This window comes from Microcoleus sp. T2B6 (assembly GCF_036700475.1).
Lineage (GTDB): Bacteria > Cyanobacteriota > Cyanobacteriia > Cyanobacteriales > Microcoleaceae > Microcoleus.
Window position 1 is genome coordinate 106,530 of sequence record NZ_JAUBOZ010000001.1, and the last position, 17,707, is coordinate 124,236.

16 protein-coding genes are annotated in these 17,707 nt (G+C 43.1%); 10 read left to right on the top strand and 6 right to left on the bottom strand.

Annotated elements, in window-relative coordinates; all coding sequences use genetic code 11:
- Nucleotides 1-183 precede the first annotated feature (183 nt).
- Nucleotides 184-558: a signal peptidase I gene (locus QUA00_RS00480; RefSeq protein WP_333141296.1), complete on the top strand. Its 375-nt coding sequence runs from the start codon at nt 184-186 to the stop codon at nt 556-558.
- Here the strand turns inward: QUA00_RS00480 and galK are convergent.
- The gene (galK, locus tag QUA00_RS00485; RefSeq protein ID WP_333408350.1) at nt 548-1,627 is read right to left on the bottom strand and encodes a galactokinase; all 1,080 of its coding nucleotides are present in this window, start codon (nt 1,625-1,627) and stop codon (nt 548-550) included. The two genes, QUA00_RS00480 and galK, sit on opposite strands and share 11 nt — an antisense overlap.
- Nucleotides 1,628-1,904: 277 nt before the next feature.
- Here galK and rsmA point away from each other — a divergent pair, with 277 nt between their 5' ends.
- Entirely contained in the window at nt 1,905-2,726 is an 822-nt protein-coding gene (gene rsmA, locus QUA00_RS00490; RefSeq protein WP_333408351.1) for a 16S rRNA (adenine(1518)-N(6)/adenine(1519)-N(6))-dimethyltransferase RsmA, read from the top strand.
- A gap of 124 nt (nt 2,727-2,850) precedes the next feature.
- Here rsmA and QUA00_RS00495 read toward each other — a convergent pair whose 3' ends face one another.
- Nucleotides 2,851-4,377 carry an ATP-binding protein gene (locus tag QUA00_RS00495; RefSeq protein WP_333408352.1) on the bottom strand — a complete coding sequence of 509 codons (1,527 nt, stop codon included), beginning with the start codon at nt 4,375-4,377 and terminating at the stop codon, nt 2,851-2,853.
- A 90-nt stretch (nt 4,378-4,467) separates the two neighbouring features.
- Here QUA00_RS00495 and ispE point away from each other — a divergent pair, with 90 nt between their 5' ends.
- The 6 genes from ispE (at nt 4,468) to QUA00_RS00525 (ending at nt 8,754) form a co-directional block, all read left to right on the top strand.
- Nucleotides 4,468-5,445, top strand: a complete 978-nt coding sequence (gene ispE / locus QUA00_RS00500) for a 4-(cytidine 5'-diphospho)-2-C-methyl-D-erythritol kinase (RefSeq protein ID WP_333141304.1) — start codon at nt 4,468-4,470, stop codon at nt 5,443-5,445.
- A 183-nt stretch (nt 5,446-5,628) separates the two neighbouring features.
- Nucleotides 5,629-5,982 carry a DUF3082 domain-containing protein gene (locus QUA00_RS00505; protein WP_333141306.1) on the top strand — a complete coding sequence of 118 codons (354 nt, stop codon included), beginning with the start codon at nt 5,629-5,631 and terminating at the stop codon, nt 5,980-5,982.
- A gap of 75 nt (nt 5,983-6,057) precedes the next feature.
- A complete protein-coding gene (locus tag QUA00_RS00510; protein ID WP_333408353.1) occupies nt 6,058-6,684 on the top strand; it encodes a DUF488 domain-containing protein in 627 nt (208 codons plus the stop codon).
- On the top strand, nt 6,662-7,114 hold the full coding sequence (locus tag QUA00_RS00515) for a DUF488 domain-containing protein (protein WP_333408354.1): 453 nt from the start codon (nt 6,662-6,664) through the stop codon (nt 7,112-7,114). Before QUA00_RS00510 ends, QUA00_RS00515 begins: the two co-directional genes overlap by 23 nt.
- 107 nt (nt 7,115-7,221) lie before the next feature.
- Nucleotides 7,222-7,902, top strand: coding sequence for a dual OB domain-containing protein (locus QUA00_RS00520; RefSeq protein ID WP_333141310.1), 681 nt, complete (start codon nt 7,222-7,224; stop codon nt 7,900-7,902).
- Nucleotides 7,903-8,007: 105 nt separating this feature from the next.
- Nucleotides 8,008-8,754, top strand: a complete 747-nt coding sequence (locus QUA00_RS00525) for a hypothetical protein (protein WP_333309255.1) — start codon at nt 8,008-8,010, stop codon at nt 8,752-8,754.
- 127 nt (nt 8,755-8,881) lie between these two features.
- On the opposite strand, the gene QUA00_RS00530 is transcribed toward QUA00_RS00525, so the two are convergent.
- The 4 genes from QUA00_RS00530 to QUA00_RS00545 form a co-directional block, all read right to left on the bottom strand.
- A complete protein-coding gene (locus QUA00_RS00530; RefSeq protein ID WP_333141314.1) occupies nt 8,882-9,484 on the bottom strand; it encodes a prepilin-type N-terminal cleavage/methylation domain-containing protein in 603 nt (200 codons plus the stop codon).
- 45 nt (nt 9,485-9,529) lie between these two features.
- Nucleotides 9,530-12,451: a pentapeptide repeat-containing protein gene (locus tag QUA00_RS00535; protein WP_333408355.1), complete on the bottom strand. Its 2,922-nt coding sequence runs from the start codon at nt 12,449-12,451 to the stop codon at nt 9,530-9,532.
- Between the two features lie 357 nt (nt 12,452-12,808).
- On the bottom strand, nt 12,809-13,720 hold the full coding sequence (locus QUA00_RS00540; RefSeq protein ID WP_333408356.1) for a DUF1822 family protein: 912 nt from the start codon (nt 13,718-13,720) through the stop codon (nt 12,809-12,811).
- A 28-nt stretch (nt 13,721-13,748) separates the two neighbouring features.
- Complete coding sequence (locus QUA00_RS00545) at nt 13,749-14,393, bottom strand: hypothetical protein (protein ID WP_333408357.1); 645 nt, start codon at nt 14,391-14,393, stop codon at nt 13,749-13,751.
- Between the two features lie 417 nt (nt 14,394-14,810).
- Between QUA00_RS00545 and QUA00_RS00550 the strand changes: the two genes are divergently transcribed.
- Together QUA00_RS00550 and QUA00_RS00555 are read left to right on the top strand one after the other, a co-directional pair.
- On the top strand, nt 14,811-15,479 hold the full coding sequence (locus QUA00_RS00550) for an Npun_F0296 family exosortase-dependent surface protein (protein WP_333408358.1): 669 nt from the start codon (nt 14,811-14,813) through the stop codon (nt 15,477-15,479).
- Between the two features lie 461 nt (nt 15,480-15,940).
- On the top strand, nt 15,941-17,707 hold a 1,767-nt coding region (locus tag QUA00_RS00555), incomplete at its 3' end, for a DUF4114 domain-containing protein (RefSeq protein ID WP_333408359.1).

Here is a 17,707-nt window from a genome sequence, read left to right on the forward strand (position 1 = left end):
GACTTTAGCTTTGAGGCAGGGGTTTCAACCCCTGTCGGACTGTCGGACTATCGGTTGTACGTTAAGTTGACACCTCTGGACTCTTGGAGTGTCCCTACGACACGAGCGATCGAGCGGGATGTCCTTGAGTACAAAACGTAGAGTTTGTGCTCTCAAGCTATTTGTTGTTTACCTGATTAATTGATGTCATCTCAAGTGGTTTTCGGAAATGCGGGCGCTGAAGGTGCAAGTCGGGGCGGTTGGTTTGCGGGTCACTTTATGACTCCTGAAGATGACCCGCGATCGACTTCTGTTTTAGAGGTAAAATGGGGCACTCACCCCGCCGGAGATTGTAGGACTCAGTGGGCGGTAAATGCGGAAGCCACAACGCTTTCTATCCTGGTAAAAGGGCGGTTTCGCCTGCAATTTCCAGAGCAAGAAATCTTGCTGTCTCGCGAAGGAGATTATGCTCTCTGGCTACCGGGAGTGCCTCATTATTGGTCGGCCGAGGAGGATTCGACGATCGTCACTGTGCGCTGGCCTTCTCTACCTGGAGATAGTTCTGGAGTTAAGAATTAACTTTAACTTCGGGAACCAAAACGCGGCCGCTATAACCTGCGCGCTGGTAGCGATCGATCGCCTCTGATGCGATAACATCCGCTTTCCCACTCTCCACCAGCGCTACGCAAGCACCGCCAAAACCTCCGCCCGTCAGCCTTGCGCCGAACACTCCCGGAATTGACTGCAAGATTGCCGCCAGCGTGTCTACTGCCGGCACCGAAACTTCGTAGTCGTCGCGCTGACTGGCATGGGAAGCATTCATTAACTCGCCAAAACGTTTTGCTGGCAAAGATTTTACCGCTTCGAGTACGCGGTTGTTTTCCGTAACCACGTGGCGCGCTCGCCTTCTGAGGGGTTCCGGCAATACTTCGACAGCTTGGGGGTCGGCGATATCCCTGAGAGCCTTAACTCCCAATATCCGCGCGGATTCCTCACACTCGGCGCGCCGCTGGTTGTAGCCGCTTCCTGCTGCCAGTTCGTGGCTTTCGCCACTGTCAATTATTAAAATTTCTGTGTTTGTGGGAAAAGGTATCGGGCGGCATTCGAGGCTGCGGGTGTCGATCAATAGCATGGTGTTGGTGTCTGCTAAACTCGACGCCATTTGATCCATGATGCCACAGTTCAAGCCGGCATACCGGATTTCGACTTGCTGTCCGATTTGAGCTAGCCGCACGTCGTCTAGGGGGAGGTTCAGCAGGGCGCGCACTCCTCTGAGGGTGGCTATTTCTAAAGCGGCGCTGCTGGACAAACCGGCTCCGATCGGCACAGTCGAGGTAATGTAGAGATTTATTGGCGGTATTTTGTATCCTTCTTTTTCTACAAGTCTCAGGCAGCCACAGATATAACTGACGAATTTTTGCGGTATGGTATCGTCGTCTGAAAAATTTATGAGTTCGTCATATTCTGCTGAATAAACATGGTGTCGATCGTCACTGCTGAAGCCGATTTGTACTGTGGTGCGCTGGGGAATCGCAGTTGGAAGTACAAATCCATCGTTGTAGTCTGTGTGTTCGCCCAGCAGGTTTACTCTGCCGGGGGCGCTGGCTGTGGTTTTGGGTAATGTACCAAATACTCGTTGGAATTTCATTTTTGGGGAAGTGGTAATTGGTTCTTGGTTATTTGTTATTGGTTATTTGTTATTGGTTATTTGAAAAAACCGCTATCCGTGCCTCCGTGACTTACGTGTTGTCCTGTTGGTAATTGGGAAGAAATAAATTTATTTTTTATCGTTTGTCCTTATTATAGTGCCCAAGTTTTTTGGTTAATTCAACCCCTGTTAACAAAAATAAACATCACCGTAGGTTGGGAAGAGATATTGAGCTGTGATAGAATGACAGGCTAAGATTTCTCCAAAAATTCAAAAAATGCGATCGACCAGACCCCGAAAACAGTTTGCTCAACATTGGCTCAAAAGCGAGAAAGCCTTAGATAAGATTGTGAAAGCGGCTTCTTTGGATCGCGATCGCGTCCTAGAAATTGGGCCGGGCACGGGGATTTTGACTCGGCGTTTACTGCCTGCGGCTGAGTCTGTTGTTGCTGTGGAGATCGATCGAGATTTGTGTCTCAAGCTAGCCAAACAACTCGGCAAAACCGACAATTTTTTACTGCTACAAGGCGACATCCTGGAAATGGACTTAGAGGCTGAACTAACGGCCTTTCCCAAATTCCAAAATCCCAATAAAGTTGTTGCCAACATTCCTTATAATATTACCGGCCCGATCCTGCAAAAACTGCTGGGAACGATATCTGTTCCTGCGGCTAAACCCTTCGATGCGATCGTGCTATTAGTGCAGAAAGAAGTGGCCCAAAGGCTTTACGCTAAACCGGGTTCGACAGCTTTTGGCGCGCTATCAGTGCGGGTGCAGTATTTAGCAGAATGCGAGTTAATTTGCGATGTGCCGTCTAAAGACTTTTTTCCGCCGCCAAAAGTCGATTCGGCCGTGGTGCGGCTGCTTCCCAGACAGATAGAAACTGTGGCGGTTAATCCGCGCTATTTGGAGAATTTAGTTAAGTTGGGATTTGGTAGCAAGCGCAAGATGCTGCGAAATAATTTGAAAGGGGCTGTGGACTTAGATAAACTTGTTCACTTGTTAGAAGAGTTACAGATAAATCCTCAATCTCGCGCTGAAGATTTAAGCGTGGATCAATGGGTAAGTTTGAGTAATAATATTATGTGCGATGTGTGAAATTCAGGATTGTGTTAGATACCAGAATTATTAAATAATTCGGATATCGGGGTGTTTTTTTATCCGGGCTTTTCGCTGTGACTCCTAACAGTTTAATTTAGGTTTTATGGGGATTTTTAAAGGTTTATTGCAGCCTCATGGGAATTTTTATAATAAATTCTACACCTTGCCCCGGTGCAGAAATACAGTGCAATTCGCCTTTATGTCTTACTGTGATAATTTGATAGCCAATCGATAAACCCAATCCCGTGCCTTTACCTACTGGTTTAGTGGTAAAAAATGGATTAAATAACTGGTTCCTCACCGATTCTGTTATTTCTGGCCCGTTGTTGCTAATTCGGATTTCTACCACTTGACTCTCTAAAACTTTGGTAGAAATTTTGATGAGGCGACGATCAGCTTCATTGGCTGCAATCCCCTCGCTGTGACTGTCTTCTTCTAAAGCATCAATAGCATTAGCCAGGATATTCATAAACACTTGATTTAGCTGTCCCGGATAGCACTCTATTTGGGGTAAATTGCCATATTCTTTGATAACTTGAATTTTCGCCAAACCGGGCTTAGCATTCAATCTGCTTTGCAAAATCATCAGTGTGCTGTCAATTCCTTCGTGAACGTCGGCTAATTTCATTTCTGCTTCGTCATGGCGCGAAAAAATTCGCAGCGACTTGACAATACCGAGAATGCGCTCTGCCCCGTTTTTCATAGAAATTAATATTTTTGGTAGGTCATAGATAATAAAATCTAAATCTACAGACTGGAGTTTTTCTCTAAGTGTGGGTAAGGGATTCGGATACTGCTCTTGATAGATATTCACCAATTCTAGCAAACTATCGGCATACTCGCGAGCGTGAGTAACATTCGCGTAAATAAAGTTAATCGGATTGTTGATTTCATGAGCAACCCCAGCGACTAATTGCCCCAAAGATGACATTTTTTCGCTTTGAATTAGCTTTGATTGAGCCTGCTGCAATTCAGACAAGGCTTGTTCGAGCTGTTGAGTTTGAGACTTTAACTCTGCGGTGCGTTCCTCAACTCTAATTTCTAATTCTTCTTTAGATTTTTTTAGTGCAGCTTCTGCTAATTGCCGCTCGACAATTTCCGATGCTAGGAGTCGGTTGGTCACTTCTAACTGTTGAGTTTGAGACTTTAACTCTGCGGTGCGTTCCTCAACTCTAATTTCTAATTCTTCTTTGGCTTTTTTTAGTGCAGCTTCTGCTAATTGGCGATCGACAATTTCAGCTTCTAGGAGTCGGTTGGCGGATTCTAACTGTGCGGGACTGGGAAGTGCTAGGGCTTGAGGCATTAAGTCTACCAAAAGTATGGCTGTAGCAAAGGAAATAAGGGCAGTAATTGCTTTCATTGTTCCTGAAAGCCAATAGGTAGGATGCCAAAGTGTCCAGAGTTCAAATATGTGAGTGATGCCACAGGCGACGATAAAGGTTCCAAACAGGGCAAAGATCCAATTAAATGGCAAATCTTCGCGTTTGGAAATAAAATAAACCAATGTAATCGGGATGGAAAAATACGCGAGTGCAATTATAGAATCTGAGGCAAGGTGAAGCCAGACTAACGGGGTATGCCAGAGATAGCAGTGGCCGTGAGGAATAAATGGCCCGGAACTAAAAAAAGTTTTCCACATTTCCTGCATAATATTTCCTTTGAGTTGTGAGAAAATGGACTCGGACTGGTGCCAATTAATTGCAACCAGGGGTTTCTTTCACCTGCGGCTTAATCACCTATGCGTTCATATTCTCTGCTAGCTTCCGCAAAAATCAATCTGTATCTGGAAATCATAGGCGATCGCCCCGACGGATATCACGAACTGGCGATGGTACTTCAAAGTATAGATTTAGCCGATCGAATTGACTTACGCGCGATCGGTACGGACACGATTCGCGTGCGCTGCGATCACCCGCAAGTCCCTCCTGACAAGAATAACCTGGCCTACCGGGCGGCGGATTTGTTGGCGAAGCAATTCCCCGATGCTTTGGCGAAATACGGCGGAGTCGAGATTGCCATTCACAAGCAGATTCCAGTGGCGGCGGGGCTTGCCGGCGGTTCGGCCAATGCGGCCGCGGTTTTAGTCGGGATGGATTTGCTGTGGCAATTGGGACTTACTCAGTCGGAGTTGCAAGAGTTGGGGGGAACTTTGGGTTCGGATGTGCCTTTTTGCATTGCTGGAGGTACGGCTTTGGCAACTGGTCGCGGAGATAAACTGTCGCCGCTGCCTGATTTGGGGGGCTTTTCTGTGGTGTTGGCCAAGTACCGCAATCTCAGTATTTCTACTGCATGGTCGTATCAAACTTATCGCCAGCAGTTCAGTAGTTCCTATTGTGCAGCGGAAGATTTGGTGTGTCGCCGGCAACGGCTGCATTCGGGCCCGATGGTGGGGGCGATCGCCCAAAAAGATCGATCGAAAATTGGTCAATTGCTGCACAACGATTTAGAAAAAGTTGCTTTGCCTGTGTACCCGCAGGTGTTGCAGTTGCGGCAGGCTTTTGAGTCGGCGGGGGCTTTGGGAACGATGATGTCGGGTTCCGGGCCAACGGTGTTTGCGCTGGCCGAGTCTTCAGAGCAGGCTCAGCAAGTTATGGAACGGGTTAAAAGTGCGATCGCTTCTCCAGATTTGGATTTTTGGGTAGCACAGTTTAGCAATACTGGAATTCAGATTTTTTCGGAGGGAAACGAGACGAAACCGCCGATTTCGAGGGTGTAACTCGAAGAGGGTGCGATCGCGATCGCCCGTTAAACCTGTCTAACAGGCGAGGGTCAAGATTAATCTAACTTTTCGCAGAGTCTATTGAGATCGAAGAACTGATAATATGTCATGCAACAGGGATTTTAGTTTTGGTGAATTAACCAGAAATCTAAAATCTAAAATCTAAAATCTAAAATCGCCATGACTGATTTAACTAATCCAAATTCTACTTCTAAACCTCTGAGTTCGGCTGGAGATGCAACCTCTGCATCTTCCACGCCGCCGACGATTTTGCGGTGCGTGATGGGTTCGCTGATCGCGGGTGGCTTTGCGGCGGCTTTGTACGCGCTAACTTTGTCTATAGTCCAAACTTTTGCAAATTCCCCCATTCATTCTGACAATGTGACTGCGATTAACATTGGCGCGGCTGTGCGAACTTTAGTCATGGGGATTGTGGCTTTGGGTGCGGGTGTTTTTGCTTTTGCATCTTTGGGTTTGATGCTGCTGGCTGTGCAACTTTTGATTCAAAAGTTGGTGAAAAAACCCACAGGTTGAAGTCTACAGGTTGAAACCATCGGGATACACAAATTCTCCTCCGCAAGGCAAAGACTGAATAGTAAGATCGAAGCAATGGAATTATTTACGATCGGACACTCCAATCTGAGTATTGAAGCGTTTGTTTTGCTGCTGCAACAACACGGAATTACGGCGGTTGCGGACGTGCGATCGCATCCTTTTAGCCGCTATTTACCTCATTTTAATAAATCCGAAATTAAAGCTTCTCTGTCAAGTGTCGGCATTCAATATGTTTTTTTAGGCAAAGAGTTGGGCGCGAGACCAGAGGATTTAAGCTGTTACGATACTAGCGGCAAAGCTTTATACGATCGCATAGCAGCAACTCCTCTATTTTCCGAAGGAATTCAGCGCTTGATCCAAGGCGCAGCAAATTATAAAATCTGTTTAATGTGTGCGGAAAAAGACCCGATTACTTGTCATCGGACTATTTTAGTTTGCCAGAAACTCAGAGAATTTAATTTACAAATTAATCACATTCTTTCCGATGGCAATTTAGAATCGCACCAGCATTTAGAAGAAAGACTTTTGAGCAAGTTTAACAAAGGCAAAAAAAATAATGAGCCAATTCAGCTAAGCTTGTTTGAATTAGAGCCTCAAGTTAAACAGGAAATAGTAGATTTAGAAACAGCTTATTATCGTCACGGATTGGAAATCGCTTATGTCACAAAAGAAAGCCATTAATTTATTTACAATTGGTTTCACTCAAAAAAGTGCGGAGGACTTTTTTGGGATTTTGATGCAAGCGGGAGTCCGCAGGGTGATCGATACACGGCTGAATAATGTATCACAGTTAGCAGGTTTTGCTAAGCGAAAAGATTTAGAATATTTTCTGCGAACCATTGGTAATATTGAGTATGTTCACATTCTGGATTTAGCGCCGACTCAAGATATTTTGGATGATTATAAAAAGAAAAAGGGAGATTGGGAGGTTTATGAACAGAAGTTTTTGGGCTTAATGGGCGATAGACAAATTGAACACAAGGTTTCATCGGATATTTTAGACTGTGCGTGTCTGCTTTGTAGCGAACCAAAACCTCATAATTGTCACCGCCGCTTAGTTGCTGAATATCTCAGCAAGAAGTGGAAAAATGTTACAATTAATCATCTTTAATATTTAGTAAGGTGCGTCAGATCGGAGATTTTCAATCATCGCCCTAGAACTTCGTCTGACGCACCCTACCACTAATCTAAAATCTAAAATCTAAAATCTAAAATCGAATGACTCGGATAATTTGTCTCGCTAATTCCTGGAAACGCGGCGACAGGTGCATCGCCGGAATTAATGAACTTCAAGGTAAGTGGGTGCGTCCGGTTTCCGACTTACCAGATGGCCAAATTCCTAAAGAAATGCGGCAGATAAATAGACTTGAACCCGCGTTGTTAGATGTTCTAGAAATTCCTCTGGCAAAGACGGGGCCGGACTTTGGCTTTGAGTGTGAAAATCTTTCTGTTTTACCGGGAAAATGGCGGCAAGTAGGGAAAGTTCCGCCAGCATATTTGCTGAAATATTGCCAGAGTCAAGAATATATTTTGCACAACGATTTGCGATATGTTACGGTGGCATATATGCAGTCTTTGCCAATGTGCGATCGCTTAACTTTGCAATTAGTCAAAGCAGTAAGATTTACGGTAAAAAAGCTAAGTCAAAGATTTGAAGGTGGTAATAAATGGGAAGGATCTCTTGTCACGCAGCAGGGTCAAAGATTGACTGCAACAATTACCGATCCAGTGTTTATTAGAAAGTTAGAATTGGGGTATCGACCGCAAAAAGCTTGTTTGGTAACAGTGAGTTTGAGTATGCCTTGGCGGCCCGATGATTGGGAGGGAGATGACCCTTGTTGGAAGTTGATTGCGGGTGTGGTAGAGTTGCCGGAAGATGTTGTTGAGGATGAAATTTAGTTTTGATCAAAATGGGCGATCGATTATTTATTTCTTTTTATTTACCGCAAAAACTCTGTTCGTGCTATAATTCTGCGGGACTGTAGCAGGAAGGGGTGCTTTTTAATGAAAGCAGAATTTTATTTTGACTGTCACAAATATATTTGCAGTTTAGTTCAAGTAGATTTTGTCAAAGAATTAAAAATAAAAAATCATCAAGGTTTTGTTTTGGCTGTTAAGCAAGGACAAAAGATTGGACTTTTGGGAAAAAGTCGCCATAATGCTAAACAAGTTGATGTATCTAAGCCGCATTTTTATAATGTAATTAAAGCGGCTATGAGCGCTTTGGAATTAGAAACTAAAAATGAGGTGATATTAGAGAGAAATCGAACTCTTGCTGATGCCGAAGAAATGATTCAGCAGCAAAACCGAGAAATTCGGGTTCTCAACGAACAGCTAAGAATACTTGCAGAGCGAGTTGAAGAGTTGTTAGCCTCACAGCAGCCGCTACCAATGGAGATCGTAGATAATCAAATCATAGAAAGTGAAGTTAGTCAAGAAGTAGATGACTGTTCAGCGTCAGAGGCAGATTTCTCGACCCCGGAAACAGAGAATGAAAGCCGAGAAACTGAAATTAGTCAGAACATAAAACAATTAGCAGTCCAGCTAATAGAACATCAACCGCAGTCGTCGGAATTTCAGGAAGTTGAAGAGGCTGAAATCAGTGGCATTAATGATGAAGAGGAAATTGTCGATTCCCAAGTCGCAGAACCGGAAGAAGACTGCATAGAAGTCAAACTCCCAGTAGGCGATCGTCAAATTAAGCAATTGCCTAAAAGAGCTTCTAACAGAAAGATGAGAAAGAAATATTGATGCTTTAGTTACTGAATCATCTTGTCACTATTCAACGTAAAATGCTCTTCTTTTAGATCCCCGACTTCTTTAAAAAGTCGGGGCTCTGTGTATGCTGTTTTTTCTGTGGGCTTACTTATCAATCTTTTCATGAAAACAACTGAGAGCAATAATTCCCTGGATTCGAGATCAAATTGTTTAATATTCCTAACTGTTGAAACACGGGAGAAGACAAGCTGATAGGTAATGCAACTGGCCCGCAGGTAATGCTGTTGTCTTTGATATACACAATTCCGAAATAAGATTGAACGCCTAATTGTTTAGACAAAGCTACTTGAACAGCCAGCGGATTGTTATTATAAATGGCAAGTTTTATCCCGTATAAATAATTGTTTGTTTCTGCCACGGAAAAGCCAACAGATTTCAAAATACCAGCCGCCGAACTCGGTGTTTCCGGCTGTGGAAATGAGATCGTCCCGAAAGAGTTCGTAAATCCCGATCCTTCTAAATATTGTGCAGTTTGATGTTTGTTCAGATAACTAATATATTGTGTAGCTTCACTTTCTTTAGCTTTGCTGATTAATCTGAAGAAAGTAGGTAAAGCAATAGCTGATAATATCCCAATGATAAATATCACAACCAACAATTCAATCAAAGTAAAGCCGTGGGAGGCATTATGACTTTTTTGTACTCGTAAATAGCGTTTATGGTGACAGACATATAGCAACAATTTTTGAGTAAATACAGACATTAATACCTCCTAAAAATCAACTAGCAGTAAAATAATTACTCGCCCTTAAGTATTCCCTTGCAATCCTCGCCAAGTCTTGGGAAACTCAGCTTGATTCTGATAGATAACAGGCAACCAGCTAGCACCGGGAATTTCCCGATCCCAACGCTGTTTGAGTTTTTCTCGTGCTTCCCGCACGGAAACATAAAAAGAATTGCCGCCAGCAAAAGCTTTGAGAAAAACTTTCAGAAACTCCTGGGCGATTAAATCCGGCACCGGTTCACGCATCACGATAATTTGAGGGATATCTAAATCAGCTAATTGCTTACCCAAGCCTAAGCCATCGCAAGAGTTAAAAATTGCTATTTCCAAACCGTGTTTAATAGCTATTTTCAAGGAATCTTTTAGCTGTTCTACAGTTAACTTATCTGTTTTATTGATACAAATCACCCCCGTACTGCCATCTACTTCGCTCTGACTGTGACCCGAAAAACACAAAATATCCCAGCCTATTTCATCGGTGAGATATTCCTTAAGTTTCTGGTAATTTGGTTCTACCAAAAATATGGTTTCTGCTTCTGACAAATTCTCCAATATCTGCCTGTCTTTATCGACATTGATTTCTGTACTGTCGCCCAAAATTGCCAAAATTCTTACTTTTTTTCTGGGTCGTACTGATTTTTTTACTCTGTTAGATTCCTTGCGACTTAAAGCTACTTCTGGTTGACAGTAAGCATTAAAAAATTTCCATTGATGCCAGGGGAGTTTTCGCAGTAAGTTATCTTCTGTTTGGATGATGACCCGCACTTCGTCAGTGCTGTTTAACTTGTCCTGTAATCCCTGCTTGATTGAGAAAAATTGTTCGGATTCTAGCCACTTATTTACATCTATTTCTACTTCTTCAGCTAAGGTTTTTAGCTCCTGTATGGAACAGTGAGTGATACCGGGTTTTATTTTTATGGCACGGTTTTTTCGCCGATGGTTTTGAATGTTATACATTTCTTGCCACTGTTGATAATGTTGGAAAATTATTGGTTGGGGTGGTAATTTGCCTTCTAATTTTATTGCTAAGCGCTGGCGATCGCACAAAATCTCAACTGTCACGTCAAACCCTTGTTTCAAGTCGCCGCTAGCCAAGTTTAAGATGACTACTTGTTCAGACAACGGTCTGACTATATCCTCCATTACTGACAGCAAGTATTTGCGTTGTTCTGCTGAGTTTTGCAGGGCCGGCGCTTCTGTTCCTAGGACTTGTAGCGCTTCTTGATAGAAACTATTGAAATCATTGTTAATTTGTGCTTTGTCGGTTTCAGGAGGTACGGCGAGTTTAATGACAATTCCATTGCCTTTATTTTCAATACTTTGAATATTGAGTTTTATGCCAGGATTTTTTCGTTGCACCTGTTGGAAAGATTCCATGAAAGCTTTCCAGTCAACACCGTACTTAAAAATCAAGTCAACTGTATTTACAACTTCTGCAAAAAAAGTGGTAAATTCTCCTGGTTGATAGTTGTCGTTACCGCTGGGACGGCGTTCGCGATCGTCCGTTCCCGGCTTCGGTTCTTCTAGCAAATAAACATACTTACAATCTACCCATTCGAGTTGGGTAGTGCTGTCAATATTCCAGGTTCCTAAACCGCAAACACCAGTCATTTTGGCATTGCTAAAATCAGTGCCGATCGCCTGAACTTGACTAAATATTGCATATTCTAAATTAGCTGCTTCCAAAGTCGCTTGACTGAGGTCTGCTGTTTGAAGTTGGGCATAGCTGAGGTCTGCACCTATCAGGTTTGCTCCTCTCAAATCCATGCCTTGATAAGATTTGTGATAGCCGTTGCTGGTGACAAGCAACTCTCGCACTGCAGGATTAATTAATATTGTCTCGTCCACTATTGCCCAGTCGAGAAAACGAGCGTGATGCCACATAGTTCGGTGGATAGTAGCAAATCTAAAATCGCTGTTTTTGAGGGTGGCGTAGCTGAAGTTAGTATTGGCTAATTGAGCGCCGCAAAAGCTGGTGCCGCCAGCCGCACCAATGACGATCGCTAACTGGCGAATTACGGCGTATTTATCATCTTCGGCTAAAACTCTCTGAGCAATGTGAGTTCCTAATAATACCAAAGCTACAGCTAAAATGACAGCTCCAGCGATCGCCAAAATAACTACAGGCGGATCGGGAAAGTTTTTGACACAATTATTCAGGAAATCATAGCATTTATTGTTTGTGTTGTCAACTACTCCAGCTTGGATTAACACGGATGCTTTTAAATATCTCAAGGAATTTCTGGCAATAATTCCGGTGGCGATCGCACTTATAGCCAGAGCTTCAAATAAAGCCAAAGCTGCAATCGCCCTCCCCAGAACAACTTCAGCCAATGTTAGGGCTAAAGGAAGAGCGACAATGGCGATCGTAGTTGCAACGACAGCCGCAGTTAAAGTCACAATTAAAAACGGAATATCGTTAGCCTTCGTTTCGCCAGACAAGGCACTCATTAAGGCACCAGTTCTAAAAGACCTTAACCAGGAAAGTATTGGATGTTTATCATTCGAGAACGCAGATAAAAAACCAATTAAAGGTACAAAAACAGCAGCCGCAATACCTAAATAATCCAAAGCTTTTTGTATCCCTTGGCGAATCATGGTAGTCAACAGAATAGCATTGACGAATAAGATGATTGCAGTTGGTAGAAAACCGATATGCTCGGTTGTTTTGGGAATGAGAGATTTGAAGGTATTATCAACAGCAATTACAGCAGCTATTCCTGATATAGCCGAGAGCAGTGCTACAATTATGAAGATTTTGATTTGCGATTTTCTAGCTAGTCCGCACTGAGCGTGATTGAAATTAGCCTCATCGAGAATTGCATTGGTAAAATCTGCCCCTCTGATATCTGCATTGGAGAAATCTGTATTAGTCAGATCAAGGCCTTTGAAAGAACAACCTTGGAGATTTTGACCGCGAAAGTTTTGAAATGTTAATGATGACATAGGGGAGTTCGGCAGCGGATTTTGTAACGGATGTAACGGATGTTTGGCAACGGATTCCTCGTTTCCAGGCTATGCCCATTGGTGACAACTTAAGACGGGAATTCATAATAAATGTCGCTTTTAGGCGAAGTCTAGATCCCCCTAAATCTCCCGGGTTGTTGGGGAGTAGGGGTTGACTTTGATCCATTTCCGGTTCCCCCCTTATTAAGGGGGGTTAGGGGGGATCAGATTTCGATACAAACAAGAGAGACTATCAGTTTAACGTTAACTTGTCACCAATAGGCAGAGCCTAGTAACGAGGAATCAGGAACCAATAAAAATGGCTTAGACGCTCTACATAACGCCGACCGGATACAATTACAAACGAAAAGATTGCTTCACATTTACATCTCCCAGTCCTACAGTAATGCTGAACAATTCTCTTAAGTCTGAACAAAATTCAAAATTAAGAAAGTTGTCAGCCTCTCTCGATTCAGCCTTGAAAATCACTTCTTCTGACTCATCCATCAGCATCAATTTCAACCCAGGAGGCAAATAAGTTTGATTTCCCATGGGATACACTCGCACCTGAATATCCACTTCTGAATCCGGTTCTGGGGGCAGCGTGACTACCAGTGCCACGGACTGTTCTCCTAATTGCATTCCCAAATCTATTTTCTGGCCGCGATCGATGGGTAATGCGTTGTTGCTTCTAAAAGAGCGAAGTTGCAATTGTTTGGGATTTAATAGATCGTCAATTACTTGCCATCCCGCATCAAAAATTTCATCGAACCAGTTCATCAAATTAACTGGTTTCAGTTGTTTTATTCGATTCATGTAGACGAGCAAATCTTCGAGGGAATTCAGTGCACTCAGAGGCACTTGTTTAGCTACTGTTCTGGTAAATCCTAACAGCGTTGCTTGTTTCAAAGATTGGTCTAACTGTACGGCTACATAACCAATTCTGTCTCCCCAAGCATCGTAGGGAATCTGACAAGCGTCGGCATCTGGCAAGACGGGACGGCATTCTATTTTTCCTATTTGTTTAACGTCTAAATCTGCTACATCCATAAGTTTCAGCATTAACGGATTGCGACTATCGCTAACCGGCCAATCTGTCTCAAATCCCATGCAGCGAAGGTAAAAATCTACTGCATACACTGCGAGGGTATTGAGATAAACTTGTTTGAATTTTTTCGGACTGGATTGTTTGCCGCACTGTTGGGCGATTTCGTGGGCTTCAAAAGATAATGGCACTGTGAAAGTTATTGGTTCGATCATTTTACTCATCATTAATTTCTCCGCTTCCGCTCAATTCCTACTGTAATTTATTACGAATGTAATCTGAAAATTTCCGCATATTTCGGTCGTAAAAACTTTGGAGTGTTGAAATGTTTTTGTCAAATCTTTGAGATATAGTCTCCCATTTTTCATCATCTAATCTGGCTAAAGCTATGACTTGCCAAGTGATATCGGGACGACCTCTGATAGTTTTATTTCGGAAAAGATGATCTGGATCTTCTTCTATTAATTTCCGTAGTCTTTCGGTATCTTCCATAATTTCCAGTCGTGGATAATTTTGTTGATAAATCTCCCATTCTTTCTGTTCAAATTTGTCTAATTCATCTACCGATAAACCTTGAGTTATTCTTTCTCTTCTTCTATATCGATCGCACACATCTTGAAATCTAAACTTAAAGAAATGATTCACCCAAGGCATGACTGGTTTTTGTGAATCATAGATGTCAATGTTTTGACAGATATGCTCAACTATTTTCAACCGGGCTTCGCTGTAAATGTCTTCATAAAGATGACGAAGGTTGTCGTCATTTATGTGGGGACGAGTAAGTCTGTTATGACGGTAAATTTGGTCTATCAATTTGGTTAATGCTATCTGTCGCTCTTGGCTTCCGGCTGGGTGCTGTTGAGCTTCTAGGGCTAGCTGTCGAAGTATTTCGTCCATCGGGCTCTCCTCACTCCTCTGGGCATTTTTGTGCAGTCTGGTGGAACTTCTATTTATATTTCGGATATCGTCGGAAGTTTTTACGCATTTCTGGGGCAATTGTTACAAAAATTTACGTTTTAGGGGTTTTGGACAAAAGTTTTGAGGTTTGCGGAAAAAGTTTGGCTGGATTTCGTAAGTAAGAATAAGGGGGCGATTTCCTGGGGTATGGCTTTGCTGGCGCGGGCTTTTGGGGGAAAGGGCGATCGTACTTGCGCTCGCCCTTTTCAAAAAAAGTTTCCAGAGTTGCGTAAAAAGTTTGCCCGCCTTCCGTAAGTAATAACAAGAGGACGCTCGCACTTTTGGAAAAAAGGGCGATCGTCCTTCGGAAATATTGCCATTTTTTACTTTTTCAGGAGAATCATTTCTCTGACTACTATGAAGAAATTATCAATGATTGCGATCGGAGCAACAGTTTGGGCTGGAATTACCAATCCCGTAAGTGCGATTATGGTGTCTTTTGGAGGTAAATCAGTTCCCGGACAAGGGCAATTCTCTAGCGTACCTGGGGCAAAAATAATTGATTTCGAGTCAGGTGCGCCCACATCTGGCCCTGTTATTTACTCGGCTCCTGGTATCGGCCCTACTGTTGTTTCAGGCCACATCAGCTATGTTTTTTCTGCACCAAGCGATGACTACACGAAATACCTTACAGTTGCGCCATTTGGCGATGGTCGAGGAAATAATAATGTCAGCATTAGCTTTGCTGAAAAAATTGATTACTTTGGTATGTACTTAGGTTCCTTTGATAGTTATAATAGCATTGCTTTCTACCAAGACAATGTTCTTCTAAAATTGTTGAGTGGCAATAATGATTCCGTTAATGCTTATGTGAATTTTTTTGCAGAAAAAAACGAGTATTTTAACAAATTAGTTCTAGCTTCTAGTAATCCTGCATTTGAGAGTGATAATCATGGTTATCGGGTTGCTGAACCTGTTCCCGAACCAACTACTGTGTTGGGTACTTTAGCTTTTGGTGCTGTTGTTTCCAGTTGGCGGATGAAGCACAAACAGCAACAAAAAGTTTTGAATTCAACCGTTGCTTAATCTGAGATATTGCACTTCGTTGTAGTCCGTCGGGAGTTTAAAGTTTCGCCTCATAGCGAAAGTCCGGCGGGGGTTTAAACCCCCGCCTCATAGCGAAAGTCCTCTGAAGAGGACTGAAGAATTAATTAGATATTTCCAATAAAAATATCTATTATTCTGGTCATGTTCAGGTGAAAACAGAAATTATTCCCATGTCTATTAGTCCTCTTTAGAGGACTTTAGCTTCTCGCTGTGGGAATTAATTCCTGGCGGTCTTTCGGGTTAAGTCTTGACTTCGCAAGCTTTGAAAAAAAGTTTCCAGATTTGCGGAAAAAGTTGAGCCGGATTCCGTAAGTAATAACAAGAGGCCGATTCCCTTCGGGATAGCTTCGCTTCACGCACTTTTAGACAAACGGGCGATCACCCCCTTTCAGCTCATTATATCACTTTTAATTCAATCCTAGACTAGGAGTGCAATCTCAATGGCTACCACAAATGAAGTTTCCAGCAACCTTCTGCTAACCGATGTTTTGACAACTGACACTTTACCGGGAAGTGCGGCCAAAACTCCCATCCTCAACCCTTTAAGCAACAGTCAAAATATCGGCGGCAGTGCTTTGATAGCTGATACCAAAACTCAGCCAGTTATTGAACCAGAAAAGCTCTCCAATCCGAATGACACGCTGAACTCGAAAAATGCGATTACCCAGCCAAATAGCAAAAAATCCGATGATTCATTAATTATTTCAGACACTCTCAAAAGCGGTTTAAGCGAGTCAGCAAGCAGCAGCAGTAGTGTTCGCGACACCTTATCCGGTTCCCCGTCAGGTACAGATGTCAAAGATACGCTGACAGGAATCAGCAACGATGCACCGTTAAGTGCAATTAAAGATGACACTATTACAGCAGCAGATTCTTTGACTAATCCTCAGAGTGCCGAGAAAATACCATCTGAGAAAACTCCCGCTACTTTAGCCGAAAAAGAAACTAAGACAGAAATTGCGATCGCCCAAAATACTTCTGTCTCAGAACCAAAAGCAACAACAAGTTCAGAAGCGATTAAACCAGATAACTCGCCAGCAGAAAAACCTGCCGCTACAGTCGCCGATATCAGCCAAGACAGCAACAAAACAGCAGAAAAACCTGCCGCTACAGCCGCCGATACCAGCAAAGACAGCAACCAAGAAAAATCTTCAACTAACAGCACAGACAACAACAAACCATCTACAGACAATACAGAAGTCGTCGCATTTGGAACACCAAAAGAATTAAGTCCAACCGTTCCTACATCAGATCCAGTAGCCGATAATTCCTTTACATCCGGGAAATTTGTTGTTGACTCTACAGGTCAAGTCGGCATTGATTTCTTATTGGACGGCGGTTTGTATAAGGGTCAATTAGCTATTATCAGTCTCAAAGGAATGGATAAGTTTTCTCCAGGTTCGGAAGAGTTTCTCAAAGAAGCGGCTTCGAGAGCACTTAGCAATTCTGCAAATGGTCATGTAGTTATTAATGACTTGAGTGAAGGTGCAAAATTTACGGGGAATTTACTCGAAGGCAATTATAACGATGGAGTTTACTTAGGACTTAAGACTTTTGCGATGACTCCGGGGGAGGAATTCGGGGTGATGTTAGTGCCTAATGGGACTGTACAAGAGGTACTTAACAATCCGGCGATAGGAGGAGACAAACGTCCTTTATTCTCGATGGTGACAGCGAATCCTGCTGAGGGATTTCATGTGGGTCAAATTGCCGATGTAACGGGTAGCGGCAAGACTTTTACAATGGAGGATATGCGAGTCGATTTAGGGAGCGATCGCGATTACAATGACTTCGTATTTCAGGTGCGGGGTGCAACGGGTCAAGCTGTGAATTTAGATAGCGTGATTAATGCCGATAAAGATTGGCGAAAAACGGATATGGGTCAGGCTTTGATTGCTTATGCTAAGCCCTACGTTGAACTGAAGTTAGAGCCTGCCAAAGAAGATGCAAAACCTGTCACTAATTCTGTGGCAACTAAAGATGCGGCGGTTTTGGAAACAAAAGTGACGCCGACTGAGGAAGCTAAAAAAGAGCCGATCGCACCGGTTTCCACTCCGAATGAATCTGTCTCGAAAACCGAGGTTACTACTTCGGATCAGGCTGTGACACCAGCGGTGACAATTGAAGAGGAAAAAGAGCCGATCGCACCGGTTTCCACTCCGAATGAATCTGTCTCGAAAACCGAGGTTACTACTTCGGATCAGGCT